Source organism: Aquamicrobium defluvii (assembly GCF_004363725.1).
Classification (GTDB): Bacteria; Pseudomonadota; Alphaproteobacteria; order Rhizobiales; family Rhizobiaceae; genus Mesorhizobium; species Mesorhizobium defluvii.
The window spans coordinates 19,247-33,006 of sequence record NZ_SNZF01000028.1 but is presented as its reverse complement, the minus strand read 5'-3'; the positions used below and the strand labels follow the sequence as shown (position 1 = coordinate 33,006).

General features: G+C 63.3%; 10 protein-coding genes. 6 read left to right on the top strand and 4 right to left on the bottom strand.

The genetic code is table 11. The features are described from left to right. Nucleotides 1-2,301: a ribonuclease R gene (rnr, locus tag DES43_RS17815; protein ID WP_035025626.1), complete on the bottom strand. Its 2,301-nt coding sequence runs from the start codon at nt 2,299-2,301 to the stop codon at nt 1-3. A gap of 4 nt (nt 2,302-2,305) precedes the next feature. After that, a complete protein-coding gene (gene topA / locus DES43_RS17810) occupies nt 2,306-4,930 on the bottom strand; it encodes a type I DNA topoisomerase (protein ID WP_035025623.1) in 2,625 nt (874 codons plus the stop codon). Between the two features lie 289 nt (nt 4,931-5,219). On the opposite strand from topA, the gene DES43_RS17805 reads away from it, so the two are divergent. After that, nucleotides 5,220-5,423 (top strand): hypothetical protein, encoded by a 204-nt coding sequence (locus tag DES43_RS17805; protein WP_035025621.1) that lies wholly within the window; start codon nt 5,220-5,222, stop codon nt 5,421-5,423. A 137-nt stretch (nt 5,424-5,560) separates the two neighbouring features. Here the strand turns inward: DES43_RS17805 and DES43_RS17800 are convergent, their stop codons facing one another. After that, entirely contained in the window at nt 5,561-5,956 is a 396-nt protein-coding gene (locus DES43_RS17800) for a COG4315 family predicted lipoprotein (protein WP_051520499.1), read from the bottom strand. A gap of 192 nt (nt 5,957-6,148) precedes the next feature. Here DES43_RS17800 and DES43_RS17795 point away from each other — a divergent pair, with 192 nt between their 5' ends. The 4 genes from DES43_RS17795 (at nt 6,149) to DES43_RS17780 (ending at nt 11,137) form a co-directional block, all read left to right on the top strand. Next, the gene (locus DES43_RS17795) at nt 6,149-6,895 is read left to right on the top strand and encodes a cytochrome c biogenesis CcdA family protein (protein ID WP_035025706.1); all 747 of its coding nucleotides are present in this window, start codon (nt 6,149-6,151) and stop codon (nt 6,893-6,895) included. Between the two features lie 125 nt (nt 6,896-7,020). Continuing rightward, the gene (glmU, locus tag DES43_RS17790; protein WP_035025618.1) at nt 7,021-8,370 is read left to right on the top strand and encodes a bifunctional UDP-N-acetylglucosamine diphosphorylase/glucosamine-1-phosphate N-acetyltransferase GlmU; all 1,350 of its coding nucleotides are present in this window, start codon (nt 7,021-7,023) and stop codon (nt 8,368-8,370) included. A 105-nt stretch (nt 8,371-8,475) separates the two neighbouring features. Continuing rightward, nucleotides 8,476-10,302: a glutamine--fructose-6-phosphate transaminase (isomerizing) gene (gene glmS, locus DES43_RS17785; protein ID WP_133675891.1), complete on the top strand. Its 1,827-nt coding sequence runs from the start codon at nt 8,476-8,478 to the stop codon at nt 10,300-10,302. 115 nt (nt 10,303-10,417) lie between these two features. Then, nucleotides 10,418-11,137: a DUF502 domain-containing protein gene (locus DES43_RS17780; protein ID WP_084496456.1), complete on the top strand. Its 720-nt coding sequence runs from the start codon at nt 10,418-10,420 to the stop codon at nt 11,135-11,137. On the opposite strand, the gene recG is transcribed toward DES43_RS17780, so the two are convergent. Continuing rightward, nucleotides 11,089-13,197, bottom strand: a complete 2,109-nt coding sequence (gene recG / locus DES43_RS17775; RefSeq protein WP_035025610.1) for an ATP-dependent DNA helicase RecG — start codon at nt 13,195-13,197, stop codon at nt 11,089-11,091. The genes DES43_RS17780 and recG overlap by 49 nt on opposite strands. A 265-nt stretch (nt 13,198-13,462) precedes the next feature. On the opposite strand from recG, the gene DES43_RS17770 reads away from it, so the two are divergent. After that, nucleotides 13,463-13,759 (top strand): FAD assembly factor SdhE, encoded by a 297-nt coding sequence (locus DES43_RS17770; protein WP_035025608.1) that lies wholly within the window; start codon nt 13,463-13,465, stop codon nt 13,757-13,759. Nucleotide 13,760: the final 1 nt, after the last annotated feature.

Sequence of the window (13,760 nt, the reverse complement as noted above, 5' to 3'; positions counted from 1 at the left end):
TCATCGTCTCCTGCCGCGCGTACCGGGTCGATTCTTCGACGCGCGGATGCGGCCTTTAGCCTTGTGGTAGGATCGCGTGGAGCCCGGAAGCGGCTTGGGCTCGCTCAGCATCTCGAAGCGCATGGCTCCGGCCATGGGAGCCACTTCGACGAGACGGACCTCGACATTGTCCGCGAGCTGATAACCTTTTCCGCTTCGTTCTCCAAACAGCGATCGTGCCGTTTCGTCGTATATATAGTAGTCCCCTCCCAGGGACGACACCGGGATGAAACCATCCGCGCCGAATTGCGGCAACTGGACAAAAAGTCCTGCCTTGGTCACGCCGGAGATCCTGGCCTGGAAACTGTCGCCGACATGCTCGGCCAGATGCGCCGCAATCAGGCGATCCACGGTTTCACGTTCCGCCGCCATGGCGCGCCGCTCAGCTGTCGAGATGAGGGCAGCCGTCTCGGCAAGCTGCGACTCCTGGTCACGGGTAAGCCCGCCCTGTCCCAGCCCCAGCGCGGCAATCAGCGCCCTGTGAACGATCAGATCGGCAAAGCGGCGGATCGGCGAGGTGAAATGCGCATAGCGTTTCAGGTTGAGGCCGAAATGGCCGATATTGTCGGGCGCGTACTCGGCCTGGCTCTGGGTGCGCAGCACAACCTCGTTGACCAGCGCGTCATTGTCGGTGCCGCGAACGCGCTCCAGAAGGCCGTTGAACTGTGACGGGCGCATCTGCGCGCCGCGCGCCAGCGAGAGCCCGATGCTTTGCAGGAATTCGCGCAGCGCCTCCTGCTTGGCGAGCGTCGGCCCGTCATGGATGCGGTAGACGAGCGGCTGCTTTCGGCCCTCAAGCGTCTCGGCGGCGGCCACATTGGCCTGGATCATGAATTCCTCGATCAGCTTGTGGGCGTCGAGGCGGTCCGGCACGATCACCCGGTCGACGGTTCCGTCTTCCTTGAGGATGATCTTGCGCTCCGGCAGGTCGAGTTCCAGCGGTTCCCGGTGCTGGCGGCCGCGCTTCAGCACGGCATAGGCCGCCCACAGCGGTTTCAGCACCGTGTCGAGCAGCGGCGCGGTCTTGTCGTCCGGGGTGCCATCTATGGCTGCCTGTGCCTGCGGGTAGGCCAGCTTCGCCGCCGATTTCATCATCACGCGGTGGAAGGAGTGGCGGATCTTGCGGCCTTCCGCCGAAAAGGTCATGCGTACCGCCATGGCCGGCCGGTCCTCGCCTTCGCGCAGCGAGCACAGATCGTTGGAGATGCGTTCGGGCAGCATGGGCACGACGCGATCCGGGAAATAGACGGAGTTGCCGCGCTTCAGCGCCTCGCGGTCGAGCGCCGTTCCCGGTCGCACATAGGCCGCGACGTCGGCGATCGCCACCGTGACGATCACGCCGCCGGGATTCTTTTCGTCGGGGTCGGGTTCCGCGAACACGGCATCGTCATGGTCCTTGGCGTCGGCCGGATCGATGGTGATCAGCGGCAGTTCGCGCCAGTCCTCGCGCCCTTCAATTGTAACGGGTTTGAGCGCCTGCGTTTCTGCCAGCACCTCCGGCGGGAAGATGTGCGGGATGTCATGGGCGTGAATGGCGATCATGGAGACCGCCTTCTCGTTGAGCGGCGAGCCCAGAACGGCGATCACCTTCGCTTTCGGCAGGCCGTAGCGCGGCATGCGCGAAGGCTCGACCTCGACCAGATCCCCATTGTTGGCGCCGTTCCTGAACTCCTTGTCGACGGTGAGTTCGGGTTGCCGCCGTTCCACGGGCTCGATGCGGAACGTTCCGTCGGAAAGCGTGCGGAAGATGCCGAGCACCGCCTGCGAACGTTTTTCGAATATCTTGATGACGCGCGCCGTATAGGCCGGACCTTCGTCCTTGCCAGTGGAGAAGGTCTTGGCGAGCACACGGTCGCCAATGCCGGGAGCAGGCCCGCCGCGCGGCGGCTTTATGGCCACCGTGGGAGAATTCCCGTTTTCGTCCTGCTCGGCCGGCCGGGCCAGAAGGCCGCCATCTTCATCGCGTGCGAATATGTCGAGAACGGCGATGGTGGGAAGATTGCCGGGGCGCGACAGCCGCTTGCGCTTTTTTTCCAGAAGCCCTTCGTCCTCAAGGTCGCGCAGCATGTCCTTCAGCCATACGCGGTCATCGCCACGCAGGGCAAACGCCTTGGCAATCTCGCGCTTTCCGGCGCGGTCGGGATTCTCGGCAATGTAGCGAAGGATTTCGTCACGCGAGGGGCGATACTGGTCCTTTGTCCCGCGCCGCGTGTCACCGGCGCGGGGATCGCCGTGGTGTCTTCCGGAGATCCCTCGCGCCAAGCTTCTATTCCTTCTTCTTTGCTGCGGTTTTTTTGGCTGCCGTAGTCTTCTTCGCCGCCGCCTTCTTTGGAGCTGCGGCCTTGCGCGCCGGCTTCTTCGCGCCGCCGCCCTTGGCCTCCTTTTCCGCGATCAGCACCAGAGCTTCCTCGAGCGTGATGGCCTGCGGATCCTTGCCCTTGGGCAGCGTCGCGTTGATCTTGCCGAAATTCACATAAGGCCCGTAGCGGCCGTCGCGAACAGTGATCTTGCCGCCGCCATCGGGATGATCGCCCAGTTCCTTCAGTGCCGCCGCGGCGGCACCACCGCGTGCGCCGCGGCCTTTGGATTGCTTCTCTGCCAGAACCGTGACGGCACGGTTGAGACCGATGGTGAAGACGTCCTCGATCGATTCCACATTGGCATAGGTGCCGTCATGCAGGACGAACGGTCCGTAGCGGCCAAGGCCGGCCGAGATCATCTTGCCGGTTTCCGGGTGCGCGCCGACGTCGCGGGGCAGCGCCAGCAACGCCAGCGCCTTTTCAAGATCGATCGTCGCGGCCGACCAGCCCTTCGGCAGGCTCGAACGCCTGGCTTCCTTGCCTTCGCCGCGCTGCACATAGGGGCCGAAGCGACCGGTGCGCAGGGTCACTTCCTCATCCGTCTCAGGATCGTTCCCGAGAACCTTGTTGCCGTTTTCTGCACCGCCGGCCTCTGCGTCGCCTTCGCCATTTTCACCGAACTGGCGCGTATAGCCGCATTCGGGATAATTCGAGCATCCCACGAAAGCGCCGTATCTGCCGAGTTTCAGCGACAGATTGCCGGTGCCGCATTTCGGACAGATGCGCGGGTCCGACCCGTCCTCGCGCGCTGGAAACAGAAGCGGGGCAAGGTCGTCGTTGAGCGCATCGATGACATCGGAAACGCGCAGTTCCTTGATGTCGTCGACCGACGCCGAAAAATCGGTCCAGAAGTCGCGCAGGACGTCCTTCCAGTCGAGCCTGCCATCGGAAATCTCGTCCAGCTTCTCTTCAAGCGAGGCGGTGAAGTCGTATTCGACATATTTGTCGAAGAAGCTTTCGAGGAAGGCAGTCACGATCCGGCCCTTGGAGTGCGGGATCAGCCGGCGCTTGTCGATGGTGACGTATTCGCGATCCTCCAGCGTCTTCAGCGTCGCCGCATAGGTGGAGGGGCGGCCGATGCCGAGCTCTTCCAGCTTCTTGATGAGCGCGGCTTCCGAATAGCGCGGCGGCGGCTCCGTAGTGTGCTGGGTGGCGTTGATGCTCTCGCGCGCAAGTTGCTCGCCTTGCCGGATTTCGGGCAGGCGGCGGTTGTCCTCGTCTTCCGAATCTTCCTCTTTCTGGTCCGTATAGGCGGCAATGAAACCGTCGAAGCGGATGACGGAGCCCACGGCACGCAGCGCGGCGGTCTTCGCGCCATTGGAAGCTTCGATCTCGACCGTGGTGCGTTCGATCTCGGCGGCGTTCATCTGGCTGGCGATGGCGCGCTTCCAGATCAGCTCGTAGAGCCGGGCCTGGTCTGCATCCAGATATTGCCGCACCGAGGCCGGCGTGCGGAAGAAGTCCGTCGGGCGGATCGCCTCGTGCGCTTCCTGGGCGTTCTTGGCCTTGGTGGTGTAGTAGCGCGGCTTCTCCGGCAGATATTTCTCGCCGAATTCCTTGCCGATGGCCGCGCGGGCGGCGGAAATGGCTTCGGGCGCCATCTGCACGCCGTCGGTTCTCATATAGGTGATGAGGCCGGCCGTCTCGCCGCCGATGTCCATGCCTTCATAGAGGCGCTGGGCAACCTGCATGGTGCGGTTGGCGGAAAAGCCGAGGCGCGACGAGGCAGCCTGTTGCAGGGTCGACGTGGTGAAGGGCGGGGCAGGGTTGCGCCGGGTGGGCTTGGCTTCCACAGACAACGCCCGGAAACTCGCACCCTCCAGCATCGCCTTGATGCCTTCGGCCTGGCCCTTGTTCTTGATGTCGAGCTTCTGCAGCTTCCTGCCTTCATAGGCGGTCAGCCGGGCTTCGAAACTGTCGTTGCGGGGCGTGCCAAGGATGGCGGCAATGTTCCAGTATTCCTCGCGCACGAAGCGCTCGATCTCCGCTTCGCGGTCGCAAACCAGCCGCAGCGCCACGGATTGCACACGGCCGGCGGAACGCGCACCGGGCAGCTTGCGCCACAGCACCGGCGAAAGCGTGAAGCCGACCAGATAGTCGAGCGCGCGCCGCGCCAGATAGGCGTCCACCAAAGGCGTGTCGATCTGGCGCGGATTGGCCATGGCGTCGAGCACCGACTGCTTGGTGATGGCGTTGAAGACCACACGGCTGACGGGCTTGTCCTTCAGGACCTTCTTGGCGCGCAGGACGTCGAGCACATGCCAGGAGATGGCTTCCCCTTCGCGATCGGGGTCGGTCGCGAGGATCAGGCCGTCGGCCTCCTTGACCGCCTTGGCGATGTCGGCAAGGCGCTTGGCCGAAGCGCCGTCCACCGACCAGGACATGGCGAAGTCCTCGTCGGGACGCACCGAACCGTCCTTGGCTGGAAGATCGCGGACATGGCCGAAAGAGGCCAGGACCTTGTAGTTTCGTCCGAGATACTTGTTGATTGTCTTCGCCTTTGCAGGCGATTCGACGACGACGACGTCCATATTTACCGTGTAATGCTGGGTCTGCGGCGGGAGAAGCCTCCCGGGTCCGCGACGAAAAATCTTCAGGTACCGTCAAATGGCCGTGCTTTTGCGTCCGGTCAAGAGGCAGGGCTCAAACCGCAACCTTAATGCGATGCAACCTATGCGGGATTGTAAATTTGTATTGCACTTTTTAATATAGGTGACATAAGGTTTGGACATCTTGGCAACCCGGACTGACGCCGGCTTGCTCATGGGACTGCCGAACGTGACGGTCTGGTCAGTTCGGCGGAGAGGAGTGAAATTTTCGATGGCCTACATGTACAGCAGGCGGCGAACCGAAACCCTCGATTATCTGCAATCCATGCTCGGTCAGCTTCGCGCCATGGCGGAAGCTGAACGCTGCGACATGCTGACCTATCTTATCGAGATGGCATATCTGGAGGCGAGCGACATCATACGTGGCGAACGCCCCGCAAACGTGCATCAGGCCAGACGCACGGATGCCCTGTAGGCTCCATGCATTCCGCAATGCCGCAATGAACGGGCCCGATCTCGCTAGCGAGCGCAGCATGGGCGTGCGGGCATTGGCATAGTCGCCCCCGTTCACTCGGCCGCTTCACCCGGCGCGATGTCGTCCGCCTCCGGATTTCAGTCTGCCTTCACGATGTGCCAGACGTCGTTCACGCCGTCGCCGGTCGTGTCACCGGGCTTCTGGTCCCTTGCGAAGGTGTAGACGGGCTTGCCTTCATAGGCCCACATGCGCGACCCGTCGGTGCGTTCGACAATGGTCCAGTCGCCCTGCGGCTGCGCATCCGCGGCGGCCGGAAGCGGCGGCCAGTTGGTTGCGCACGTATCGTAGCAGTTCGATACGCCGTCGCCGTCCCTGTCGTAGGTATAAAGCGTCATGCCGTTGGTGTCCGTATAGATCTTCGCGCCGCCGGCTTCGGCCTCCTTCCAGGCTTCCGCTGCGAGCGATGCAGCCGTTCCGGAAAGCAAAAGGGCCAGCGTGAATGCGAGTGGTCGTGCGAATGCCTGCGTCTTCATGGCAAATCCTCCGTGAACCAAAAGTCTCGCTATGAGATAGAAGCGGATGCGGGATTGGGTCGCATCCATCTTTATCAACGTGGAGGTAAGCTGCTTTGTTCCGGCCGGCTTTCCGGCATCCAACCACGAAATGGTGATTGGAGGGGCGGGCCGCCGGCCGCTATAGGGCGGCGAAATCGCAGGATGGCAGGCATGGCACTGGATATAGGATATGTAAGCGCGGTCGGGGCCGGGGCTCTGTCGTTCCTGTCGCCCTGCGTGCTGCCGCTGGTGCCGCCTTATCTGTGCTACATGGCCGGGGTTTCGGTCGACGATTTTCGTGGCGATACGGCCACCGCCGCGAAGGCAGGCGCGCGCGCGCCTCTGCTTGCGGCCTCGGCAGCCTTCGTGCTCGGTTTCTCCACCGTGTTCGTGGCGCTGGGGGCCGGAGCCTCGACGATCGGGCGTCTCCTGAGGGTCTGGCAGGAACCGCTGGCGTTTGCGGCCGGCATCCTGATCATCATCATGGGCCTGAATTTCCTCGGGCTGATCCGCATTCCGCTTCTGTCGCGGGAGGCGCGGTTCCAGAGTCAGGGCAAGCCGGCGAGCGCCGTCGCGGCCTATGTCATGGGGCTTGCTTTCGCCTTTGGCTGGACCCCTTGCATCGGGCCTGTTCTTGGGCCGATCCTGACACTGGCCGGCGGGCGCGAGACGGTGGGAGAAGGGGCCTTGCTGCTGGCCGCCTATTCGCTCGGCCTCGGCATTCCCTTCCTCATCGCAGCGCTGTTCTCGGGTGCGTTCATGCGCTTTCTCGGCCGGTTCCGCGTGCATCTTGGCCGGGTCGAGAAGATCATCGGAGGTCTTCTGGTGGTGGCGGGCGTCTTTTTCCTGACCGGAGGCGTGCAGACCGTGGCTTTCTGGCTTCTGGAGACATTCCCGGTTCTCGGCCGACTGGGGTGAAAATCGGGCATGCGCGCTGACCCAACGTCGGATGTTGCGCGCATACCCGAATTTAACCGCATTGGTTCAACAAGACGGTGGTGCTAAACAGCCCGGACATTTGCAACCAGACTGCGGTTTCCCCGATGAGCCAGCGAACCTGCCTTTCGATCATACTTGCCGCCGGCGAGGGCACGCGCATGAAAAGCGCTCTGCCAAAGGTGCTTCATAAGATTGCCGGTCTGCCGCTGGTCGCGCATGTGGCGAATGCCGCCCAGAATGCCGGTGCCGGCGATCTGGCGCTGGTTGTCGGGCATGGCGGCGAAAAGCTGCGCTCCGCCGCGGAAAGCTTTGCGCCGGAGGCCGAAATCTTCGAGCAGAGGCAGCGTCTCGGCACCGCCCACGCCGTGCTAGCCGCGCGCAAGGCTCTGGAGCGCGGCCATGACGATGTGCTCGTCATGTTCGGCGATACGCCTCTGATCGATGCCGATGCGCTGACCACGGCCCGCATCCGGCTGGCGGAGGGCGCGGCTGTCGTCGTGCTCGGCTTCCGCGCCGCCAATCCGTCCGGCTATGGACGCCTCATAGAAAAGGATGGGCAGCTGATCGCCATCCGCGAGGACAAGGATGCCAGCGAGGACGAGCGGCGCATCACCTTCTGCAACAGCGGCCTGATGGCGATTGCCGGCAAGCATGCGCTGGACCTTCTCGATGCCGTGGGCAACGCCAATGCCAAGGGCGAGTACTATCTCACCGACATCGTTGAGATCGCGGGCGGCAAGGGGCTCGAGGTCGTCGCCACCGAGGCGAGCTTCGAGAGCGCGCTGGGCATCAACAACCGCGCCGAACTGGCCGAAGCCGAGGCCATCTGGCAGAAGCGCCGCCGCCGCGACTTCATGATGGCGGGTGTAACCCTGATTGCCCCCGATACCGTGTTCTTCTCGCACGACACGCTGATCGAGGCCGATGCGCTGGTCGAGCCGAATGTCTGGTTCGGGCCGGGCGTGCACGTGGCTTCCGGTGCAACCATCCGCGCCTTCAGCCATCTGGAAGGTGCCAAAGTGGCGTCCGGTGCGGAGGTCGGCCCCTTCGCGCGGCTGCGGCCGGGCACGGATCTTAAAGAAAAAGCCAAGGTCGGCAATTTCTGCGAGGTCAAGAAAGCGGTGGTGGAAAAGGGTGCGAAGGTCAATCACCTGACCTATATCGGCGACGCCCATATCGGTGCCGGAGCCAATATCGGCGCCGGCACCATCACCTGCAACTATGACGGCTATTCCAAATTCCTCACCGAGATCGGTGAGGGTGCTTTCATCGGCTCGAACTCGTCGCTGGTTGCGCCCGTCTCCATCGGCAATGGCGCTTATGTGGCATCCGGTTCGGTGATCACCGAAAACGTGCCCGACGATGCGCTCGCCTTCGGCCGGGCCCGCCAGAAAACCTTGCCGGACAAGGCCCGCGTTCTGCGCGCGCGCCGGGCAGAGGCGGCAAAGAAGTAGTCGGCGAAGGAAGCGTGGTACGAGCCGAAACGCAATTTGATTTTCTCGTTTGCATCGTCCCATTTACACAGCGGCGGCGCTCTCAGGACCAAGGGTTGAACAGGAATGTGCGGAATCGTAGCAATCGTGGGCAGGACGCAGGTTGCGCCCCTCATTGTCGATGCGCTCAAGCGGCTGGAATATCGCGGCTATGATTCGGCAGGCGTTGCCACCATCGAAAGAGGCGAGCTTGCCCGCCGCCGCGCCGAAGGCAAGCTGGTCAATCTGGAAAATCGACTGAAAAATGAGCCTCTGTTCGGCACCACCGGCATCGGCCATACGCGCTGGGCCACACATGGCGTACCCAATGAAACAAACGCCCACCCGCATTTTTCGGGAGATGTGGCGGTCGTTCACAACGGCATCATCGAGAACTTCGCCGAACTGCGCGACGAGCTTGCCGCCGACGGCTACCATTTCGCCTCGCAGACCGACACCGAGGTCGTTGCGCATCTGGTGGCGCGCGAACTGAAAAAGGGCGCGGCTCCCGTGGAAGCCGCGCACAATGCGCTCAGGCGGCTTCAGGGGGCCTTTGCGCTCGCCATCATGTTCAGGGGCGACGAGGATCTGGTGGTTGGCGCCCGCAACGGTCCGCCGCTGGCTGTCGGTCACGGCGACGGCGAGATGTTCCTGGGCTCGGACGCCATCGCGCTTGCCCCCTTCACCAATTCCATCACCTATCTGGAGGATGGCGACTGGGTGGTCGTGCGCCACGGCGGCGTTTCGATTTTCGACATCGACGGCAATGCGGTGGAGCGCCGCCGCCAGCAATCGCTGGGCACGTCCTATCTGGTCGACAAGGGCAATCACCGCCACTTCATGGAGAAGGAAATCCATGAGCAGCCGGAAGTGATCTCGCATACGCTGGCGCATTATCTCGATTTCGCCAACGGCACGACCAGGAAGCTCGATCTGCCGTTCGATTTCAATGGCATCGAGCGTCTGGCGATTTCCGCCTGCGGCACCGCCTATCTTGCCGGACTGGTCGGCAAATACTGGTTCGAGCGTTATGCACGCCTTCCCGTGGACATCGATATCGCTTCGGAATTCCGCTACCGCGAGATGCCGCTTTCGGCACGCGATGCCGCGCTGTTCATCTCGCAGTCCGGTGAGACGGCCGACACGCTGGCCTCGCTGCGCTACTGCCGCAAGGCCGGCATGACCATCGGCGCGGTCGTCAATGTCCGCGAATCGACCATCGCCCGCGAGTCGGACGTGGTGCTGCCGACACTGGCGGGGCCGGAGATCGGCGTCGCCTCGACCAAGGCATTTACCTGCCAGCTTTCGGTTCTGGCCTCGCTGGCCGTGCGGGCGGCCGCCGAGCGCGGGAAGATTTCTGCTGAAGAGGAGAAGGCGCTGGTGCGTGGCCTTTCCGAAACCCCGCGCTATACCAACCAGGCTTTGCAGAAGGTGGAGCGCCAGATCGAGAAGCTGGCGCGCGAACTGTCGCACTACAAGCATGTGCTTTATCTGGGCCGCGACACCAACTTCCCGCTGGCCATGGAAGGCGCGCTGAAGCTCAAGGAAATCTCCTATATCCATGCCGAGGGTTATGCGGCGGGAGAACTGAAGCACGGTCCCATCGCTCTGATCGACGAGAAGATGCCGGTGGTGGTGATCGCCCCGCACGACCGCATCTTCGAAAAGACGGTTTCCAACATGCAGGAGGTCGCGGCGCGCGGCGGCAGGATCATCCTCATCACCGACGAGAAGGGCGCGGCCAACGCCACGGTCGAGACGATGGACACCATCGTCATGCCGGACGTTCCGGAGATCATCTCGCCCATCGTCTACGCGCTGCCGATCCAGCTTCTGGCCTATTACACGGCCGTGTTCATGGGCACCGACGTCGACCAGCCGCGCAACCTCGCCAAGTCGGTCACAGTGGAGTAGCGTCCGGAGACGGATGAAGGGCAACTTCGGTGTTCCAAAGCGCCGCCCGCTCGCTTAATGTTGCAACGCAACGAAGCGGGCGAGCATGTCGAACATCATCATCAGGACCTCGGCAATGACACGGCTCAGGAACTATTTCCTGACCGGCTTCATCGTCAGCGCCCCGCTGGCCATCACAGCCTATCTGACGTGGTCCTTTGTCGGTTGGGTCGATTCCTGGGTGAAGCCCTATATTCCCGCCCGCTACAGCCCGGATACCTATCTGCCTTTCGCGGTTCCGGGCTTCGGCCTGATCGTCGCGCTGCTGCTGATCACCCTGATCGGCTTTCTTGCCGCCAATATCGTTGGCCGCGCCATCGTCAACTTCGGCGAGCGGCTTCTTGGACGCATGCCGCTGGTGCGCGGCATCTACCGGTCCCTGAAACAGATTTTCGAGACGGTTCTGTCCAATCAGGGCGACATGTTCAAGCATGTCGGCATGGTCGAATATCCGCGCAAGGACGTATGGTCGCTGGTGTTCCTGTCCGGCGAGAAGGAAACCGAAATCAACGAGAAACTGGATGTGGAAGGTGATCCGCTGATCGCGGTCTTCATGCCATGCACGCCCAACCCGACCACGGGTTTCCTTATGTATGTGCGCAAATCCGAGATCGTTCTGCTCGACATGACCATCGAGGAAGGCGCGCGCCTGATCGTCTCGGCCGGTCTCGTCGCTCCCAAGGTGAAGCGCAAGCGCGGCCCGGATGCCGAGGCCGTCACCATTTCCAACCCGAAGCTGGAAGAGGTTCAGCCGGCGCGCAGCAAGCGCACGGCCTCGTCCTTGCCGAACAAGTAGAGCAGCAGCCGCAACGCCTCGCCGCGGGCGCTTTGCAGGTCCGGATCGGTCGCCAGTATCAGCCGTGCATCGTCGCGCGCGGCTTCGAGCAGGTCGGCATGGGTGTCGATGCGGGCGATCCGGAAGCCAGGCGTGCCGGACTGGCGCGTGCCCAGCAACTCGCCTTCGCCACGCAGTTTCAGATCCTCTTCGGCGATGAGGAAGCCGTCTTCCGTCTCGCGCATCACCGACAGTCTGCGCCTGGCGGTCTCACCCAGCGGCTCCTTGTAGAGCAGCACGCAGGAGGAGGGTTTGGAGCCGCGCCCCACGCGCCCGCGCAACTGGTGAAGCTGGGCCAGGCCGAAGCGCTCGGCATGTTCGATGACGATGATGGTGGCGTCCGGCACGTCCACGCCCACCTCTATCACTGTGGTGGCGACCAGAACGCGCGTCTGTCCATCCTTGAAGGCGCGCATGGCGTCGTCCTTCTCCGCGCCCTTCATGCGGCCGTGGACGAGGCCGAGCCGGTCGCCGAACACGGGTTGCAGCGAGGCGAATCGATCCTCCGCCGCCATCAGCTTCACCTCTTCGGATTCCTCGACCAGCGGGCAGATCCAGTACACTTTCTGGCCTTCCGCCACGGCATCGCGGATGCGCCCGACCAGTTCCGGCAGGCGTTCCAGCGGCAGGGTCACGGTGCGGATCGGCTGGCGGCCTGCTGGTTTTTCGGTGAGGCGCGAAACGTCCATGTCGCCGAAGGCGGTCAGCACCAGCGTGCGGGGAATGGGGGTGGCGGTCATCACCAGCATGTCTGGCGCATCGCCCTTGGCGGTCATCGCCAGCCGCTGATGCACGCCGAAGCGGTGCTGTTCGTCCACGACAGCCAGCACGAGGTTGCGGAAGGTGACGCTTTCCTGAAACAGCGCGTGCGTGCCGATGACGATATGGATCGTCCCGTCGGCCAGACCTTCCAGCACGTCCCTGCGCTCGCGGCCCTTTTCACGGCCGGTGAGCACCGCGATCTTGAGCCCCACGCGTTCGGCAAGCGGTGCGATGGTGGAAAAATGCTGGCGGGCGAGGATTTCGGTCGGCGCCATCAGGGCAGCCTGTCCGCCGGCCTCGACCGCCCGCGCCATGGAAAGCAGCGCCACCACGGTCTTGCCCGAGCCGACATCGCCTTGCAGCAGGCGCAGCATGCGCTCCGGTTCGGCAAGGTCGGCATGGATTTCGGCGAGCGCCGTTTCCTGCGAACCGGTCAGCGCATAGGGAAGGGCGGTGCGCAACGCTTCGACAAGCCTTCCGTCGCCGGTCAGCGGCCGGCCGGAAAGCCGTCGCACGCGGGCCCGCACCAGCGCCAGCGAAACCTGCCCGGCAAGGAACTCGTCATAGGCGAGCCTGCGCCATGCCGCGCTGTCGGGGGCCGCATCTGTCGGCGTTTCGGGATTGTGGACGCGCACCAATGCCATGCCGAAGGCGGGCAAGGAGTGGCGGCGCATGAAGGCTGCGTCCTGCCATTCCGGCAGCGCCGGCACGCGTGAAAGCGCCTGTGCGATGGCCCGGCGCAGCACCTTGCCCGACAGGCCGGCGGTGAGCGGATAGACCGGCTCGACCAGCGGCAGGTTCGCCGCCTCCTCGGCCAGCGCGATATGGTCCGGATGCACCATCGAGGGCCGCCCGTTGAACCACTCCATGCGGCCAGAGACGATCACCTGCGCGCCTTCGGGAAGCTGTTTTTCCAGATAGGCGGCATGGGCGTGGAAGAAGGTCAGCGTGATGTCGTCGGTGTCGTCATGGGCGAAGATGCGGTAAGGCACCGAGCGGTTGCCGCGCGGCGGCGGCTGGTGGCCGTCGATGGTCAGGTCGAGCGTGACGATGGCGCCGGGCGCGGCATTGGCGATGCCGGGACGGCTGCGACGGTCGATCACCGAATTGGGCAACACGAACAGGAGATCGGCGGCCCGCGCCTCGCGGTCGCCGAGATCGACCGGCAGCACGCGCTCGATCAGCGTCGCAACCTTCGGGCCTACGCCGGCCAGCGAGGTGATGGGCGCGAACAGCGGATCGAGCAGGGAAGGGCGCATGGCCAAGGTCTACCGGCCATGCGCGCGGAGGCAAGTCGAATTCGTCGCTAAGATGCTCGCAAGCCCATGATTTTGTTTATAAGAGCCTTAAATTTCTATGTAGTTTATTATACAGAAAACAGTGCAAGTTGTCGTGCTTCACGCTGCTCTATGGCGGGCCGCACGTGGGTCGAAACTAGGTGAGTTTCTTATAAGTATGCGATATGAGCCCCCGATAGGAATTATCGGGGGCTTCTTAACTGGCTCCCAAGTGGAGTTGGCTGCCATGACCGGAACATCGAGAACAAGCGAAGGGCTGGATGCCCGCCGGCGCAAGCTGCTGTTTCGTTCCTGGCATCGCGGCATGCGCGAGATGGACCTGATTCTGGGCAGTTTCGCCGATGCGGAAATCGAGGGCCTGAGCACTGACGAACTCGACCAGTACGAGCGTCTGCTGGAGATCAACGATACCGAACTGCTGCCGTGGATCACCGGCCAGGACCCGGTTCCATCCGGCCTCGACCTGCCGATCCTGCATCGCGTGCTGGAATGGCGCAGCAAGGTTGCGTCGCTCCCCGTCTGAA